Annotated in this window: 12 protein-coding genes and 5 tRNA genes; 5 read left to right on the top strand and 12 right to left on the bottom strand. The window is 56.9% G+C overall.

From position 1 onward, the window contains the following. Nucleotide 1: 1 nt before the first annotated feature. The 5 genes from proX to emrB all read left to right on the top strand — a co-directional run bounded on the left by proX (nucleotide 2) and on the right by emrB (nucleotide 6,395). Nucleotides 2-997 carry a glycine betaine/L-proline ABC transporter substrate-binding protein ProX gene (gene proX, locus AB8W27_RS04545; protein WP_041923860.1) on the top strand — a complete coding sequence of 332 codons (996 nt, stop codon included), beginning with the start codon at nucleotides 2-4 and terminating at the stop codon, nucleotides 995-997. A gap of 278 nt (nucleotides 998-1,275) precedes the next feature. Then, nucleotides 1,276-2,460 (top strand): MFS transporter, encoded by a 1,185-nt coding sequence (locus AB8W27_RS04540; RefSeq protein ID WP_015742251.1) that lies wholly within the window; start codon nucleotides 1,276-1,278, stop codon nucleotides 2,458-2,460. 536 nt (nucleotides 2,461-2,996) lie between these two features. After that, nucleotides 2,997-3,527, top strand: a complete 531-nt coding sequence (mprA, locus tag AB8W27_RS04535; protein WP_007701134.1) for a transcriptional repressor MprA — start codon at nucleotides 2,997-2,999, stop codon at nucleotides 3,525-3,527. Between the two features lie 139 nt (nucleotides 3,528-3,666). Further along, on the top strand, nucleotides 3,667-4,842 hold the full coding sequence (gene emrA / locus AB8W27_RS04530) for a multidrug efflux MFS transporter periplasmic adaptor subunit EmrA (RefSeq protein ID WP_015742252.1): 1,176 nt from the start codon (nucleotides 3,667-3,669) through the stop codon (nucleotides 4,840-4,842). A gap of 14 nt (nucleotides 4,843-4,856) precedes the next feature. Further along, complete coding sequence (gene emrB / locus AB8W27_RS04525) at nucleotides 4,857-6,395, top strand: multidrug efflux MFS transporter permease subunit EmrB (protein WP_007763565.1); 1,539 nt, start codon at nucleotides 4,857-4,859, stop codon at nucleotides 6,393-6,395. 49 nt (nucleotides 6,396-6,444) lie between these two features. Here emrB and AB8W27_RS04520 read toward each other — a convergent pair whose 3' ends face one another. From AB8W27_RS04520 to alaS, 12 genes are all read right to left on the bottom strand, one after another. Then, complete coding sequence (locus AB8W27_RS04520) at nucleotides 6,445-9,054, bottom strand: EAL domain-containing protein (RefSeq protein WP_049787158.1); 2,610 nt, start codon at nucleotides 9,052-9,054, stop codon at nucleotides 6,445-6,447. Between the two features lie 355 nt (nucleotides 9,055-9,409). Beyond that, nucleotides 9,410-9,925, bottom strand: coding sequence for an S-ribosylhomocysteine lyase (gene luxS / locus AB8W27_RS04515; protein WP_015742254.1), 516 nt, complete (start codon nucleotides 9,923-9,925; stop codon nucleotides 9,410-9,412). A gap of 152 nt (nucleotides 9,926-10,077) precedes the next feature. Further along, complete coding sequence (gene gshA / locus AB8W27_RS04510; RefSeq protein ID WP_015742255.1) at nucleotides 10,078-11,634, bottom strand: glutamate--cysteine ligase; 1,557 nt, start codon at nucleotides 11,632-11,634, stop codon at nucleotides 10,078-10,080. A 92-nt stretch (nucleotides 11,635-11,726) separates the two neighbouring features. After that, nucleotides 11,727-12,155, bottom strand: coding sequence for a YqaA family protein (locus AB8W27_RS04505; RefSeq protein ID WP_007777638.1), 429 nt, complete (start codon nucleotides 12,153-12,155; stop codon nucleotides 11,727-11,729). After that, nucleotides 12,152-12,718: a fructose-1-phosphate/6-phosphogluconate phosphatase gene (gene yqaB, locus AB8W27_RS04500; protein WP_041923861.1), complete on the bottom strand. Its 567-nt coding sequence runs from the start codon at nucleotides 12,716-12,718 to the stop codon at nucleotides 12,152-12,154. The genes AB8W27_RS04505 and yqaB overlap by 4 nt, the downstream gene beginning before the upstream one ends. A 326-nt stretch (nucleotides 12,719-13,044) precedes the next feature. After that, a tRNA-Arg gene (locus AB8W27_RS04495) sits at nucleotides 13,045-13,121 on the bottom strand. A gap of 58 nt (nucleotides 13,122-13,179) precedes the next feature. Further along, nucleotides 13,180-13,256: transfer RNA gene (locus AB8W27_RS04490), tRNA-Arg, on the bottom strand. Between the two features lie 58 nt (nucleotides 13,257-13,314). Next, nucleotides 13,315-13,391: transfer RNA gene (locus AB8W27_RS04485), tRNA-Arg, on the bottom strand. 58 nt (nucleotides 13,392-13,449) lie between these two features. Continuing rightward, a tRNA-Arg gene (locus tag AB8W27_RS04480) sits at nucleotides 13,450-13,526 on the bottom strand. A 4-nt stretch (nucleotides 13,527-13,530) separates the two neighbouring features. Then, nucleotides 13,531-13,623, bottom strand: a tRNA-Ser gene (locus tag AB8W27_RS04475). 303 nt (nucleotides 13,624-13,926) lie between these two features. Next, on the bottom strand, nucleotides 13,927-14,112 hold the full coding sequence (csrA, locus tag AB8W27_RS04470) for a carbon storage regulator CsrA (protein ID WP_000906486.1): 186 nt from the start codon (nucleotides 14,110-14,112) through the stop codon (nucleotides 13,927-13,929). Nucleotides 14,113-14,355: 243 nt separating this feature from the next. Continuing rightward, a complete protein-coding gene (alaS, locus tag AB8W27_RS04465; protein WP_015742258.1) occupies nucleotides 14,356-16,983 on the bottom strand; it encodes an alanine--tRNA ligase in 2,628 nt (875 codons plus the stop codon). Nucleotides 16,984-17,100: the final 117 nt, after the last annotated feature.

Raw genomic sequence — 17,100 nt, 5'->3', positions numbered from 1 at the left:
GATGCGACATTCTGTTCTTTTCGCCACAGCTTTCGCCACACTCGTTACCACCAGCGCCTTTGCCGCCGACCTGCCAGGCAAAGGCATTACCGTCCAGCCGGTGCAGAGCACGATTTCCGAAGAGAGTTTTCAGACGCTGTTAGTAAGCCGCGCGCTGGAAAAGCTCGGCTATACCGTGAATAAAACCAGCGAAGTGGATTACAACGTCGGCTACACCTCGATTGCCTCCGGCGATGCCACCTTTACCGCCGTGAACTGGCAGCCGCTGCATGATGATATGTACGCGGCCGCAGGCGGCGACAAAAAGTTTTACCGTGAAGGCACCTATGTGACCGGCGCGGCGCAGGGGTATCTGATTGACCGTAAAACCGCCGAGAAATATCACATTACCAATATCGCCCAACTGAAAGATCCGAAGCTCGCGAAGCTGTTCGACAGCAACGGCGACGGCAAAGCGGACATGATGGGCTGTACGCCTGGCTGGGGATGCGAGGCGGTAATTAACCACCAGAACACGGCATACCACCTGCAGGACACCGTGACGGTGAACCACGGGAACTACGCGGCGATGATGGCGGATACCATTGCGCGCTTTAAAGAAGGCAAACCGGTGCTCTATTACACCTGGACGCCGTACTGGGTGAGCGACGTGCTGAAGCCGGGTAAAGATGTGGTGTGGCTGCAGGTGCCGTTCTCGTCCCTGCCGGGCGAGCAGAAGGATATCGACACCAAACTGGCGAACGGCAATAACTTTGGCTTCCCGGTGAATACGATGCACATTGTGGCGAACAAAGCCTGGGCGGAGAAGAACCCGGCGGCGGCGAAGCTGTTCTCGGTGATGAAATTGCCGATTACCGATATCAACGCCCAGAACGCGATGATGCACAGCGGCAGAGCGAGCGAGGCGGATATCCAGGGCCATGTGGACGGTTGGATCAAAGCCCACCAGCCGCAGTTTGACGGTTGGATAAAAGAAGCGCTGGCCGCGCAGAAATAAGCGCGTTAACGAGACGAGACCAACACCCGCCGCCCGGCGGGTGTTTTTGTTTTAAGGCAGTTTTTTGTGTCAGGGCGGGTGCGCTGCGCTTACCCGCCCTGGATTGTGAATGTTATTGGTTCGTAGGGTGGGTAAGCGCAGCGCACCCACCGCCGCTAAAACGCACAATCCGACACGTAACAATTCCTCTACATTCTGGCGCTACGGTGCGGTTCCGTTATCATAATGGCTTTCGGCAAGCGTTTTCCCGCCCCTCTTAATGACATAACAGAACGAATATGACCAAACAGACTCAAGGACTTAGCACCTCGCTGACGGTATTGATGTCCGTCGCCACGGGCCTTGTGGTAGCCAGCAACTACTATGCCCAGCCGCTGCTCGACACTATCGCCCACGCCTTCGCCATTACCGCCAACCAGGCGGGCTTTATCGTGACCGCCGCCCAGCTCGGCTACGCCTTCGGGCTGCTGTTCCTGGTGCCGCTTGGCGATATGTTTGAACGCCGCAGCATGATTGTGGTGATGACGCTGCTGGCCGCCGCCGGGATGCTTCTCACCGCAAGCAGCCATACGCTGGCGATGATGATTCTGGGCACCGCGCTGACTGGTCTCTTCTCCGTGGTCGCGCAAATCCTGGTGCCGCTCGCCGCCACCCTCGCCGCGCCGGAAAAACGCGGTAAGGTCGTGGGCACCATTATGAGCGGCCTGCTGCTCGGCATTCTGCTGGCGCGCACCGTTTCCGGCGCGCTGGCGAGCCTTGGCGGCTGGCGCACCGTCTACTGGGTCGCGACGGTGCTGATGGTCATTATGGCGCTGGCGCTCTGGCGCGGCCTGCCGACCGTGAAACAGACCAACACGCTCAACTACCCGCAACTCCTCGGCTCCATCTTCAGCCTGTTTACCCGCGATAAACTGCTGCGCACCCGCGCGCTGCTCGGTTGCCTGACCTTCGCCAACTTCAGCATTCTCTGGACATCGATGGCGTTTTTACTGGCGGGCGCGCCGTTTCATTTCTCAGACGGCGTAATTGGGCTGTTTGGCCTTGCGGGTGCGGCAGGCGCGCTCGGCGCGCGTCCGGCGGGCGGTTTCGTCGATAAAGGCAAAGCGCACCTCACCACCACCTGGGGGCTGGTTCTGCTGCTGCTGTCGTGGATTGCCGTGGCGCTCGGCCAGTTCTCGGTTATCGCGCTTATTATCGGCATTCTGGTGCTCGATCTCACGGTGCAGGGCGTGCACATCACCAACCAGAGCGTTATCTACCGCATTCACCCCGACGCGCGTAACCGTCTCACGGCGGGTTATATGACCAGCTACTTTATCGGCGGCGCGGCCGGATCGCTTATCTCCGCGTCGGCCTGGCAACACGCAGGCTGGAATGGCGTCTGCGCGGCGGGGGCCATTATTGCCCTACTAAATCTGGTAGTGTGGTGGCGCGGCTATCACCGCCACAGCGGGACAGAGTGAGGCCTGCGTCGCACCTTTGCCGTCCTGAATGCCCGCGAAGGGTGTTAAGGGCGGTAACACTCTGTTAAGGTTATGCGGAGTTATTTATTCGAGTGATTTTAACTTCGGTAATATATCAAAAACGTATATGGATATACCCACATCTTTACGCCCCTCCCTGCCTTTTGGCACGTTCTTGCAGGCAGGGCGCATAAGCGACATTTTGCCATCATTTATCAGCGGCTTGTCCGTGGCGCTTATCCCGCGTTTCTGCACTGTACCGCCTGGTTTGACATCATCCGAATCGACTTCTTACATTTCTGTTACTTATATGAACGACCGCCGGCACGCACCGTTTTTCGCCGATACGCATATCGCGCAGGCGTCGTCGCTTTCATATGATGCCCGCCTGGCAAGGCGGCGGGCGCTCCGGGCTATGGAATAGTCCGGAAGCTCATGACGGTAACGTAGCCATTAATGATTCATCTGAATAATAGATTTACATGATTTGTTACCGTCGTTATTATATCGGCTGCAATTAATGAGGTTATACCCAAATGGATAGTTCGTTTACGCCCATTGAACAGATGCTTAAATTTCGCGCCAGTCGCTATGAGGATTTTCCGTACCAGGAAATTCTCCTGACTCGCCTGTGCATGCATATGCAGGGCAAGCTGCTGGAAAACCGCAATAAGATGCTGAAAGCTCAGGGGATTAACGAGACATTGTTTATGGCGTTGCTGACCCTGGAATCTCAGGAGAATCACAGCATTCAGCCGAGCGAGCTGAGCTGCGCACTGGGATCGTCGCGCACGAACGCCACCCGCATTGCCGATGAGCTGGAAAAACGCGGCTGGATCGAACGTCGCGAAAGCGATAACGATCGTCGCTGCCTGCATCTTCAGTTGACCGAAAAAGGTCAGGAATTTTTACGTCAGGTGCTGCCGCCGCAGCATCACTGCCTGCACCTGCTCTGGTCTTCTTTAAGCGGGCAGGAAAAAGAACAGCTTGAGCAGATTACCCGCAAACTGCTCGACCGCCTCGACCAGATGGAAGAGGACAATACGCTGCTTGAGGCCGTTCGCTAAGGCGCTGATAAGCGCTCGTTTCGCAAACGTGCCGTTGCAAGGAAAACGCTACACTGACAGGCCAGCATCTGAATGCTGGCCTTTTTGACAACAGAGGTCGGCGACCGCCGACAACAACAATAAGAACGTGGAGATAAACATGAGCGCAAATGCGGAGAACACCACCCCGCAGCAACCGGTCAATAATAAGAAGGGCAAACGCAAAGGCGCCCTGCTGTTATTAACCTTGCTCTTTGTTGTTATTGCCGTGGCGTATGGCGTTTACTGGTTTTTAGTGGCACGACATTTTCAGGAGACCGATGACGCCTATGTGGCCGGGAATCAGGTGCAAATCATGGCGCAGGTCTCCGGCAGCGTGACCAAAGTCTGGGTAGAGAATACCGACTTTGTGAAACAAGGCGACGTACTGGTGACGCTCGATCCGACCGACGCCCAGCAGGCGTTCGAGAAAGCGAAAACGGAACTGGCCTCAAGCGTGCGTCAGACCCGCCAGCTGATGATTAACAGTAAGCAGTACGCCGCGAATATCGACGTCCAGAAAACGGCGCTCGCCCAGGCGCAGAGTGATTTGAACCGCCGCGTGCCGCTCGGCAGCGCGAATTTGATTGGCCGTGAAGAGCTCCAGCACGCCCGCGATGCGGTCGCGAGCGCTCAGGCGCAGCTTGACGTCGCCATTCAGCAATACAACGCCAACCAGGCGATGATCCTCGGCACGAAGCTTGAAGACCAGCCTGCGGTGCAACAGGCCGCTACGGAAGTGCGTAACGCCTGGCTTGCGCTGCAGCGTACGAAAATCGTAAGCCCGATGACCGGCTTTGTGTCGCGCCGCGCTGTTCAGGTGGGCGCGCAGATTAGCCCGACGACCCCGCTGATGGCTATCGTACCGTCGAGCGGACTGTGGGTGGATGCGAACTTTAAAGAAACCCAGCTCGCGCATATGCGCATCGGCCAGCCCGCCACCGTCGTGAGCGATATCTACGGCGATGATGTCGAGTACACCGGTAAAGTGGTCGGTCTCGATATGGGCACCGGCAGCGCCTTCTCGCTGCTGCCTGCGCAGAACGCCACTGGCAACTGGATCAAAGTGGTCCAGCGTCTGCCGGTACGTATCGAACTTGACGCGAAACAGCTGGAGCAGCATCCGCTGCGCATCGGCCTTTCCACGCTGGTGAAAGTCGACACCACTAATCGCGACGGCGGCGTCCTCGCGACCCAGACCCGTTCTGAGCCTGCGTATCAAAGCAACGCGCGCGAAATCGGTCTGGAGCCGGTGAACAAGCTGATTAACGATATTGTGCAGGCGAACGCGGGTTAACCGGCGGAGGTTGTATGCAGCAACGTAAACCGCTTGAAGGGGCGCAGCTGGTCGTCATGACCATCGCCCTTTCGCTTGCCACCTTCATGCAGGTGCTGGACTCCACCATCGCCAACGTGGCGATCCCGACCATCGCCGGTAACCTGGGCGCCTCGTTAAGTCAGGGCACCTGGGTGATTACCTCGTTCGGGGTGGCGAACGCCATCTCGATTCCCCTTACCGGCTGGCTGGCGAAGCGCGTCGGTGAGGTGAAGCTGTTCGTTTGGTCTACTATCGCGTTCGCGATCGCCTCCTGGGCATGCGGCGTTTCCAATAGCCTGAACATGCTGATTTTCTTCCGCGTGATTCAGGGAATTGTGGCCGGACCGCTGATCCCGCTCTCCCAGAGTCTGCTGCTGAGCAACTACCCGCCCGCCAAACGCTCTGTCGCGCTGGCATTGTGGTCGATGACGGTGATTGTCGCCCCTATCTGCGGCCCGATCCTCGGCGGCTGGATCAGCGATAACTATCACTGGGGCTGGATCTTCTTTATCAACGTGCCTATCGGCATCGTCGTGGTATTGATGACGCTGCAATCGCTGCGCGGGCGAGAGACCCGCACCGAGCAGCGGCGCATTGACGCCGTGGGGCTCGGGCTGCTGGTCATCGGCATCGGTTGCCTGCAGGTGATGCTCGACCAGGGGAAAGAGCTCGACTGGTTTAACTCGACCGAAATCATCGTGCTGACGGTCGTGGCGGTGGTGGCGCTGAGTTTCCTGATTGTCTGGGAGCTGACCGACGATCATCCGATTGTCGATCTCGCGCTGTTTAAGTCGCGCAACTTTACCATCGGCTGTCTGAGCATCAGCCTTGCCTATATGCTCTACTTCGGCTCGATTGTGTTGCTGCCGCAGTTGTTGCAGGAGGTCTACGGCTATACCGCGACCTGGGCGGGGCTTGCCTCAGCGCCGGTCGGGATAATCCCGGTCATCCTCTCGCCAATTATCGGACGCTTCGCGCACCGGCTGGATATGCGCCGCCTGGTGACATTCAGCTTTATTATGTACGCGGTATGTTTCTACTGGCGCGCATATACGTTCGAGCCGGGGATGGATTTCGGGGCGTCGGCGTGGCCGCAGTTTATTCAGGGCTTCGCGGTGGCGTGTTTCTTTATGCCGCTCACCACCATCACCCTCTCCGGCCTGCCGCCGGAGCGGCTGGCGGCGGCATCGAGTCTGTCGAACTTCTTAAGGACGCTCGCGGGCTCCATCGGCACCTCGATAACCACGACGCTGTGGACCAACCGGGAATCGATGCATCACGCGCAGCTGACCGAATCGGTGACGCCGTTTAACCCCAACGCGCAGGAGATGTACAACCAGCTTCAGGGCATGGGAATGACGCAGCAGCAGGCGTCCGGGTATATCGCCCAGCAGATAACCAATCAGGGACTGATTATCTCCGCCAATGAGATTTTCTGGGCATCCGCGGGCGTGTTCCTGGTGCTGTTAGGGCTTATCTGGTTCGCCAGGCCGCCTTTCGGGGCGGGCGGCGGCGGCGGCGGCGCTCACTGACGTTACTCACAAAAAGGCCCGCACTGGCGGGCCTTTTTTATTCACCGCGTTAATCTTTCACCGGGGGAACGCCCTGCCCGCGCAGTTGCGCTTTCAGGCGCTCAAGCGGCAGCGGCCGACACATCAGATAGCCCTGGGTTTCATCGCACTGATACATTTTAAGCTGCGCCAGCTGCTCCTGCGTCTCCACGCCTTCCGCGGTAATGCTCAGGGAAAACGCTTTGCCGAGCCCGATAATATTCTCCACGATACTGTTGGCGTTATCCGAATGCGGCATACCCGCCACAAAGGATTTATCAAGCTTAATGCCGTCGAACGGGAACGTGCGCAGGTAACTTAACGACGAATAGCCAGTGCCGAAATCATCAATAAGCAGCCGCACGCCAAGCGCTTTCAGGCCGTTCATCAGTTCCAGGCTCTGCTCAGGATTCGAGAGCGTGGCGTTTTCGGTAACTTCCAGCTCCAGACGCTCCGGCGCAAGCCCGGTCGCGTTCAGCGCCTCCTGCACCCGCTCCACCAGCCCCGGCGTGCGGAACTCTACCGCCGAAATATTCACGGAAATCGCAAGGCCCGGCATGTCGCGCTGCGCATCGCGGCAGGCGGCGTTCAGCACCCAGTCGCTGATGGCGATAATCAGTCCGGTCTCTTCCGCGAGCGGAATAAACTGATCCGGCATCAGCAACCCAAGCGTCGGATGATGCCAGCGCAGCAGCGCTTCGACCGCCACGATTTTTTCGGCGTTCATGTCGTAGCGCGGCTGATAGACCAGCTGGAACTGCCGATCGCGGATAGCCTCGCGCAGGCTGTTTTCCATTTCACGGCGCTGGACAATCTGTTCCGCCATATGGGCGTCATAAAACACCCAGCCGTTGCGCCCGCTGCTTTTCGCTTTATAGAGCGCGATGTCGGAAAAACGCAGCAGATCGGTCGCGTTCACCGCGTCCTGCGGCGCGAGCGCAATCCCCATGCTGGCGCCGATTAAAATCTCATGATCCTGTACGCTGAACGGACGGTTGATCTCGGCGAGAATGCGCTCGCAAAGTTGCTCCAGCGCTTCTTTGCGTTCGATGTCCGGGATAATCAGGATAAATTCGTCGCCGCCCTGGCGCGCCACCAGATCGAAATCACGCAGGCAGGCGCGCAGACGCGCGGAAACCTGATGCAACAGTTCATCGCCGACGCCGTGGCCGAAGAGATCGTTGACCGGCTTAAACTTATCGAGATCGAGGCTAATCATCGCCAGCGGATGCTCGCGCGTCGGGCGCGACTGGAGTTTGCCTTCCAGGAACTCTTTCATGCGTACCCGGTTGGGCAGGCCGGTGAGTTCGTCATGCAGCGAGAGATACTGCACGCGCGCCTGGGCTTCGACTTCAAGCGTGACGTCAGTCGCGGTGCCGCGAAAGCTCAGCCCGCCTTCCGCCGTGGCGATGGGCTTCGCCACCAGATTGCAGTAGCGCTGGTGCCCCTGCGCCGACAGATAGCGGCAATGAGTCATGGCGCGGTGCCCGCCGTGCCCTGGCTGGTGGAACCACGCCTCCAGCGTCGCGCTGTCTTCCTGGATAAATTCCGTTACGCGCCGTCCCAGCCAGTCGGCGATACGATAGCCGGTGATGACCGGGAAGCGCTCGGAAAGCCAGGTGAAGCGCAGGTCATCGTCGGTTTCCCAGATCCAGTCGGTGGTAGCCTCTGCGACATCGCGAAAACGCCGTTCGCTGGCCGCCAACGCCAGTCGATTCTGCTCCAGCAGAAAAGCGTTTTCATCATTGAGCCGCGCTTTCGTCAACGCGTTGCGCATAGCGATGCCTGCGACCAGCCCCGTAAAACACATCAGGAAAATCAGCAGCGGCAGGATGACGACGATAAGATCGTGGCCGGGATCCTCGCTGCGCCAGACCATGGTCACCTGACCGTTGCCAAGCGGCAGTCCCAGTGTGACCTGACGGTAGTCGGGCGACGCCTCGCCAGGCTTACGCACGTGCAGATCCTCAATGCCGTACTCATGCCCCATCTGCACGAGTTCCGCGCTGGTGAGCACATCGATAAATATCAGCAACGACGGCGTGCCGGGTTCGGCCTGGACATTTTTGTCGCCGCCGCTGCGTATCCAGGCAGCCCCCACCAGCGCGGGCTGGCCGTGATATTCCATCGGCGTGACGATGGAAGCGCCATCGGAGGCATCCAGCGCGGTGCGCAGGCTGCTCATCAAGGGCGCGCCGATCCAGTGTTCTACTTTCTGGTTTCTGAATTTGCCGTTAACGACGCTGTAGCGGGTGATGTCGCTACCGTCCGTCACGAAGACGCCGTCATAGCCGAACATGTCATAGAGCGATGAACCCAGATTTCCGCGATCCCACGCCCAGGTCACGTCGAGGGTTTGATGCAGATTCACCCAGGCTTCGCCCCAGTCAGAGTAATCATTAAGCGTGGTTTTTAGCGTATCCTGGCGATTTTGCAGGGCTTTTAATAACAGATGGCGGCTGTGCGCATCGGTGCGTTCGTTAATATCATTTGCGATGTGCAAAATAGAAAGCATCGCTACCAGGAAAAACAGCCCTAACAGAGCGCCCATAAAAAGCAATGTGCGCCGGATAAAGCGCGTGGTATTTCCCGTCTCGTTAACGGATAAGTCAGCAACGCCGCGTCTGAAAAAACCTGTCATTCCTCGATCCCGATCTGCTATTGCCTTGATAATAATTATGACGCCCGTGAAAAGATCTGCGCGCAGCGACGACAGCGTGGCGTATTCACGCGGGTTGCCGCCCAGGCGCGGTACACTGACGATATACAAAAATCGGACGCGGCCCGCCACGCATCGGTACACTCATTCAGGGTATGCTTCAGGTGTTAATAGTTTAAAACCGATATTTTATTTCGCGGCTATATTTCACAGGCAACAAAAATTTGTTTTAAGTCACCCGGCGCAGGCCAGAGAAGGCATAAATATAACCGTAGCGGCAATCATATAATAAAAAAGGAGCCATTAAGGCTCCCTTTCTAATAATTATTTTTTATTCCTACAGGTGCAGTTCCTGTAATTTTTCTTTCGGCAGCGCCAGTTCATCGTTGCTGTTAACGCCCACGCCACGCTCGATAATGTGACGCGCGATATCCTGCGCTTCTTCCAGTGAGTGCATTTCGTACGTGCCGCACTGGTAAACGTTCAGTTCCGGGATCTGGTTCTGTTCTTTCACTTTCAGCACGTCCTGCATCGCCGCTTTCCAGGCGTCAGCCACGCGCTGCTCGTCAGGCTGGCCGATGAGGCTCATGTAAAAACCAGTGCGGCAGCCCATCGGGGAGATATCGATGATCTCCACGCCGTTGCCGTTCAGATGATCGCGCATGAAACCGGCAAAGAGGTGCTCCAGCGTGTGGATGCCCTTTTCCGGCATCACTTCTTTGTTCGGGGCGCAAAAACGCAGGTCAAACACGGTGATAGTGTCGCCGTGCGGCGTGTTCATGGTCTTCGCCACACGTACCGCAGGCGCTTCCATACGGGTATGGTCGACAGTGAAGCTATCAAGCAATGGCATCTGATCACCTCCGATGAGTGATTTTTTAAAATTAAACTGAACTAATGTTCACGGGCCGGGTCTGAATCTATGAAAGACGCGCATTTGTTATCATCATCACTGAGTTCAGAGATGACAATTTGGCCACAGCGATGTGGCCTTTTTCTTTTGTCTCACGCCTGCTTCGTCAGCCATTCATCAAAAGGCTCGGTATCCGCAGCTTCAATCTCACGCTGACGCGCCAGCGACGCCGCCTGCTCCTGACGGAAATCCTCTTCATGCAGCGTCTGCAACGGCTCTTCACGCAGCATGGTGCGATAGTTATCCGCCAGCATCCGTCCGGTTCCGCCAATCCCGTTTTCAATCATCGAGCGCAGAATACGCGCCGAGTAAGTGAGCTCCGGATCGTCAAAGCACGCCACCAGTCGGTCGCAGACCTGCTGGTACTCCTGCCCGCCGTGAATGCCGTCGAGCGTTCGCGCCACGCGACGTAAATCGCGGAACAGATCTTTGCCCACTTTCTCCAGCGGGAACTGCGCCGTTTCGCACCCAATGCCGAGCGTCAGCCCAGGCTTGCGGCCTTCCAGAATCACACGGTTCCAGTTGGCGCGGGTACACAGCAGCTCATCGCTGCTCATCTCCGGCGCATCTGCCAGCGCGCACCAGACCATAAAGAGATCGAGGAAACGCACCTGATTTTCATCGACGCCAATCGGCGAGAATGGGTTGATATCGAGCGAGCGCACTTCAATGTATTCGATGCCGCCGCGCAGCAGCGCGTCGGACGGCGATTCGCCATCGCGCGTGACGCGCTTCGGACGAATTGGCGCATACAGCTCGTTTTCAATCTGCAAAATATTGGTGTTGATTTGCAGATATTCGCCGTCTTTCTTCAGCCCCAGCTTCGCGTACTCTTCCGACGGGGTTTTGATGGCGCGCTTCAATCCTGCCACATAACTGTGTAGATCGTTAAATGTAATCCCGAGATTGCTTTGCGATTTATTGGTATAGCCCAGATCGCTTAAGCGCAGCGAGGTCGCGTAAGGCAGGTAGTACATACCGCAGTCGGTTTTCTCGAACGGCAGTTTGGTCGGCTTGCCCTGCAGGAAAGAGGAACAAATCGCCGGCGAGGCGCCAAACAGATATGGGATCACCCAGCCAAAACGGTAGTAGTTGCGGATCAGACGGAAATAGCCTGCTGAAATCGCCTCTTTGCCGCTCTCGGCATCTTCCACCTGACACTTCGCCTGCCAGAACGCCAGCGGCAGTGAGAAGTTGTAATGCACGCCGGAGATGGTCTGCATCAGCGCGCCGTAGCGGTTCTTCAGACCCGAGCGATAGAGCGTTTTAAAACGGCCGATATTCGAGGTGCCGTATTGCGCGAGCTCAATGTCCTGCCCTTCTTTGATATAGCAGGGCATGCTGAGCGGCCACATACGCTCGTCGCCGAGCGCTCTGGCGGTGTGGCGATGAATATCGCGCATCACCGTCAGCATATGATCGATATCGCCATCTACCGGCGTGATAAATTCCAGAAGGGCTTCGGCAAAATCCGTCGTGATCCACTTATGGGTTAACGCGGAGCCCAGGCTTTCCGGATGCCCCGTGGTCGCCAGCTCGCCGTCAGGCGTGACGCGCAGCGTTTCGCGCTCAAGCCCACGGCGAATGCCTTTCAATGCCTCAGGATGCTCGGTTAACCAGGCCAGCGCCTGTGATACGTCCGGGATCAAATTGACCTCCCGCCTGTCGTGTCGAAAATATTTTTATTAAGCATAATTGTAATGGTAAAGGTTGACGATGAAAGGTCGCTCAAACAATCCAATTAGTGCCACCACGTCATACCCTGTAAAGTCGCTGCCGCGATAATGATGTAGCGCAGCGCCTTGCCAAGGCACAGAAAAAAAATCACCGGCCCCCAGGGAAGGCGCAGCCACCCTGCCAGCAGGCATAATAAATCACCGACCAGAGGCAGCCAGCTTAACAGCAGCGCTGGCGCGCCAAACCGTTGCAGCCAGCCCTGCGCGCGCTCCTGCCAGCGCGATGACTCGCGCAGCGGAAACAGCCGCCCAAGAATAACGTTAGTTAACCCCCCAAGGCTATTACCTATTGTTGCGGTTAATACCAAAAGCCAGGGGGCGGTTTTCACGCTTACCAGCAGCGCCACCAGCACCGCTTCGGAACTACCCGGCAGCAGCGTGGCGCTCAGAAAACTGCTGGTAAAGAGCGAGAGGAGCGACAGCGCGTCGCTCACAGCAAACGCACGTCCACAGCGTCCATTCCCGCCAGACGCGCCGCTTCGAGACCGAAATCCGCGTCCTCAAACACGACGCATTTTTCAGGCGCGACGCCCATGAGCGTTGCGCAGCGCAGGAAAGTATCGGGAGCGGGTTTATGATGTTGTACATGATCGGCGGCAACCACCGCGGTGAAGTAGCGACGCAGGCCAAGATGCGCCAGCAGCGCTTCCGCCATCGCGCTTTCGCTGCCGGTGCCGACGGCCATAGGACGGCGGCCGTGCCACGCTTTGACAACGTCAATGAGCGGCAACGGACGCACCGTATCCAGCAGCATCGCCTGCACCGCGGCGGTTTTTTCACGCGCCAGCGCATGGGGACAGAGATCGGCCTGATTCAGCTCAATGACCGCCTGAGCGATGCGCCAGGTAGGCGAACCGTTCAGCGCGACCATCGCCTGTTCGTCAAACTGCATGCCGTAGCGGCCAAGCACGTCGCGCCAGGCTTTCCGGTGCGTCGGCTCGGTATCGAGGATGGTGCCATCCATGTCAAAAATCAGCCCGTCGTAACGCTCGTACATCATGTCCTCATTACCTGACCGCCAGGAATGTTACTTTAGCTTAAACCGTTAATTTTGTCGCTGTTAAGGCATACAGGAGGTACAGATGGCGTAATGAATGAGGCGTATAAAAGGGATTCAGGGGGATGTGTAAAGGAGCGGCTTTGCGAAATAGCTTTGATCAGAGAAAAGGAAGATTCAGGAGAGAAGCTGGGTGCATCCGGGAGGATTACTTGACTTTGGCTCACCCTGACGGGCCGCTGCGAGAGCTGCGTTATCCTCCCTGGAATTCGCGACAATCATCGCTTACCAGGTCACGTCATCATTGCTGATACCGCGGAAAAATATGGTGCATCCGGGAGGATTCGAACCTCCGACCGCTCGGTTCGTAGCCGAGTACTCTATCCAGCTGAGCTACGGATGCATCGGGGATACTGCTTTACTGCGGCCTACGCCATCATTGCTGATACCGTAGAGAAATATGGTGCATCCGGGAGGATTCGAACCTCCGACCGCTCGGTTCGTAGCCGAGTACTCTATCCAGCTGAGCTACGGATGCATCGGGGATACTGCTTTACTGCGGTCTACGCCATCATTGCTGATACCATAGAGAAATATGGTGCATCCGGGAGGATTCGAACCTCCGACCGCTCGGTTCGTAGCCGAGTACTCTATCCAGCTGAGCTACGGATGCATCGGGGATACTGCTTTACTGCGGCCTACGCCATCATTGCTGATACCGTAGAGAAATATGGTGCATCCGGGAGGATTCGAACCTCCGACCGCTCGGTTCGTAGCCGAGTACTCTATCCAGCTGAGCTACGGATGCAAAATGGCGGTGAGGCGGGGATTCGAACCCCGGATGCAGCTTTTGACCGCATACTCCCTTAGCAGGGGAGCGCCTTCAGCCTCTCGGCCACCTCACCACACGCCTCTTACGAGTGCTTCGAAGAGCTTGTTTCGTCTCATCGTCGCTGCGTGGCGCACATATTACTTTCTGGGACTTATAAGTCAAACAATTTTTCCCGACTCTGCATCGTTTGCACAATTACCGCCCAATCCGCCTGCTTTGCCAACAAAAAGGCTGTTTTATCAACGCAAATGCGGTGATGCAGTGGATATTATTAAAGGCAAAAGGGAACGGGAAAGCGTGTCAGGAGACGGAGGAAAACAGAAGAAACGAAGAAAAAAGGGGATGCGCCTCGCCGGTGTGAGCGAGACGCGACAACTCAGTAACTGGACTGTTGCGATTTTTCAGCCTGGATACGCTGGTAGATCTCTTCACGGTGTACAGATACCTCTTTGGGGGCGTTCACGCCAATACGTACCTGGTTGCCTTTTACCCCAAGAACTGTCACGGTCACCTCATCCCCAATCATGAGGGTTTCACCAACTCGACGAGTCAGAATCAGCATTCTTTGCTCCTTGAAAGATTAAAAGAGTCGGGTCTCTCTGTATCCCGGCATTATCCATCATATAACGCCAAAAAGTAAGCGATGACAAACACCTGAGGTGTAAGCAGTCACGGCATTACATTCTGTTAAACCTAAGTTTAGCCGATCCAGAAAAAATCAACCCGACTTTATCGTTATAGTTCGGGCACAGATAAAGACGCCATAACAACAAAGGGTTATGGCGTCTTTCTGCCGTTTTGGTTATTACAGCTTCGCGGTTACCCAGCTTTCAACGCTGCCAAGCGCTGCGGGCAGCGCTGCGGCATCGGTGCCGCCAGCCTGCGCCATATCCGGGCGACCACCGCCTTTACCGCCGACCTGCTGAGCAATCATGCCCACCAGTTCGCCAGCTTTGACGCGTTCCGTCACATCTTTCGATACGCCCGCGATCAGGGAAACTTTCCCCTCCGCCACGGTCGCCAGCACGATAACAGAAGAACCGAGCTGGTTTTTCAGATCGTCCACCATCGTGCGCAGCATTTTCGGCTCAACGCCTGCGAGTTCGCTGACCAGCAGTTTCACGCCGTTGATGTCGATGGCTTTGCTGCTGAGGTTCGCACTCTCCTGCGCCGCCTGCTGTTCTTTGAGCTGCTGCAGTTCTTTTTCCAGCTGACGGGTGCGCTCAACCATCGCACGAACTTTGTCGTTCAGCGTCTGGCTGTCGCTCTTGAGCAGATGAGACAGCTCGTTCAGACGGTCGTTCTGAGCATGAACCAGAGACAGCGCGCCTTCGCCAGTCACCGCTTCGATACGGCGAACGCCTGCGGCGGTGCCGGATTCAGAAACAATACGGAACAAGCCGATATCGCCAGTGCGCGACGCGTGAATACCGCCGCACAGTTCGGTAGAGAAATCGCCCATGCTCAATACACGCACGCGGTCTTCATATTTCTCGCCGAACAGCGCCATCGCGCCTTTGGCTTTCGCCGCTTCCAGATCCATGACGTTAGTTTCAATCGGCAGGTTGCGACGGATTTGCGCGTTCACCAGATCTTCAACTTTGCGGATCTCTTCCGGCTTCATGGCTTCGAAATGCGAGAAGTCGAAACGCAGGCCTTTGTCGTTAACCAGAGAGCCTTTCTGCGCGACATGGGTGCCCAGCACCTGGCGCAGCGCGGCGTGCATCAGGTGCGTCGCCGAGTGGTTGAGACGAATACGCTCACGGCGCGCCTGGTCCACTTCCGCTTTAACGCCCTCGCCCACTTTCAGAACGCCGCTGGTCAGCTCGCCGATATGCCCGATCGCCTGACCATATTTCTGGGTGTCGTTAACGGTGAAAGTGAAACCATTGCCTTTCAGCTCGCCTTTATCGCCCACCTGGCCGCCAGACTCCGCATAGAATGGAGTTTCATCCAGCACCACAACGGCCTGCTGGCCCGCCGCTACCTGCTCAACGGATTTACCATCGATAAACAGCGCGGTGACCCTGGCGGTCAGTTCGGTCTGATCGTAGCCTTTGAATTCTGACGCGCCATCAACGCGGATCATCGCGTTGTAGTCGGCGCCGAAACCGCTGGATTCGCGCGCGCGACGGCGCTGCTCTTCCATGGCGGCTTCAAAGCCCGCTTCGTCAACTTTAATGTTGCGCTCGCGGCAGACGTCCGCGGTCAGGTCAACCGGGAAGCCGTAGGTGTCATACAGGCGGAAAGCCGTTTCGCCGTCGAGCGTATCGCCCGTAAGCTTCGCCAGCTCTTCATCCAGCAGCGCCAGACCACGCTCGAGCGTGCGGGCAAACTGCTCTTCTTCAGTTTTCAGAACCTGTTCAACCTGCGCCTGCTGACGTTTCAGCTCGTCGCCCGCCGATCCCATAACATCCACCAGCGGCCCAACCAACTTGTAGAAGAAGGTGTCTTTCGCGCCCAGCATGTTGCCGTGACGGATCGCGCGGCGAATGATGCGACGCAGCACATAGCCGCGGTTCTCGTTAGACGGGATCACGCCATCGGCAATCAGGAAGGCGCAGGAGCGGATATGGTCAGCAATAACGCGCAGCGATTTGTTGCTCAGATCGGTCGCGCCGGTAACGTTCGCCACCGCCTTGATAAGCTTCTGGAACAGATCGATTTCGTAGTTAGAGTTAACGTGTTGCAGCACCGCGGCGATACGCTCAAGGCCCATGCCGGTATCCACGGACGGCTTCGGCAGCGGTTCCATGGTGCCGTCAGCCTGACGGTTAAACTGCATAAACACGATGTTCCAGATCTCAATGTAGCGATCGCCGTCTTCTTCCGGGCTACCCGGAGGGCCGCCCCAGATGTGGTCGCCATGATCGTAGAAAATCTCGGTGCACGGGCCGCACGGGCCGGTATCGCCCATCTGCCAGAAGTTGTCGGACGCGTAAGGCGCGCCTTTGTTATCGCCGATACGGATAATACGTTCGCGCGGGATCCCGACTTCTTTTTCCCAGATTTCGTAAGCTTCGTCATCGGTTTCGTAGACGGTCACCCACAGGCGATCTTTCGGCAGGTTAAACCACTGCGCGCCGGTCAGCAGCTCCCAGGCGTACTGGATAGCGTCATGTTTGAAGTAGTCACCGAAGCTGAAGTTGCCCAGCATTTCGAAGAAGGTGTGGTGGCGGGCGGTGTAACCGACGTTTTCCAGGTCATTGTGCTTACCACCGGCGCGCACGCAGCGCTGCGCGGTCGTCGCGCGGGAATAATTACGCTTGTCGAGACCAAGGAATACATCCTTGAACTGGTTCATCCCGGCGTTGGTAAACAGCAAAGTCGGGTCATTATTAGGGACCAGAGAGCTACTGGCGACTACCTGGTGTCCCTTGCTATGGAAAAAGTCGAGAAACGCCTGACGGATCTCAGCGGTGCTCTTGCTCATAATTATCCTGAAATCAAGCTAACGAAATGTGTCACCCGAGTGGCGCAGCACGCTGCCGCCAGACCAGGCTAAACGGAAAAAAGTGGGAATAAGATAAGTTTTCTTTACAGGGAAGTA

The sequence above is a fragment of the Cronobacter turicensis genome, assembly GCF_041222865.1.
GTDB classification, from domain to species: Bacteria; Pseudomonadota; Gammaproteobacteria; order Enterobacterales; family Enterobacteriaceae; genus Cronobacter; species Cronobacter turicensis.
This window is presented reverse-complemented; position numbering and strand designations above follow the sequence as displayed.

Bases quoted from the DNA above. Each gene is read 5' to 3' on its own strand.
- mprA (WP_007701134.1), top strand. From the start codon at position 2,997: ATGGATAGTTCGTTTACGCCCATTGAACAGATGCTTAAATTTCGCGCC.
- AB8W27_RS04540 (WP_015742251.1), top strand. From the start codon at position 1,276: ATGACCAAACAGACTCAAGGACTTAGCACCTCGCTGACGGTATTGATG.
- luxS (WP_015742254.1), bottom strand. From the start codon at position 9,925: ATGCCATTGCTTGATAGCTTCACTGTCGACCATACCCGTATGGAAGCG.
- yqaB (WP_041923861.1), bottom strand. From the start codon at position 12,718: ATGTACGAGCGTTACGACGGGCTGATTTTTGACATGGATGGCACCATC.
- alaS (WP_015742258.1), bottom strand. From the start codon at position 16,983: ATGAGCAAGAGCACCGCTGAGATCCGTCAGGCGTTTCTCGACTTTTTC.
- emrB (WP_007763565.1), top strand. From the start codon at position 4,857: ATGCAGCAACGTAAACCGCTTGAAGGGGCGCAGCTGGTCGTCATGACC.
- emrA (WP_015742252.1), top strand. From the start codon at position 3,667: ATGAGCGCAAATGCGGAGAACACCACCCCGCAGCAACCGGTCAATAAT.
- proX (WP_041923860.1), top strand. From the start codon at position 2: ATGCGACATTCTGTTCTTTTCGCCACAGCTTTCGCCACACTCGTTACC.
- csrA (WP_000906486.1), bottom strand. From the start codon at position 14,112: ATGCTGATTCTGACTCGTCGAGTTGGTGAAACCCTCATGATTGGGGAT.
- AB8W27_RS04520 (WP_049787158.1), bottom strand. From the start codon at position 9,054: ATGACAGGTTTTTTCAGACGCGGCGTTGCTGACTTATCCGTTAACGAG.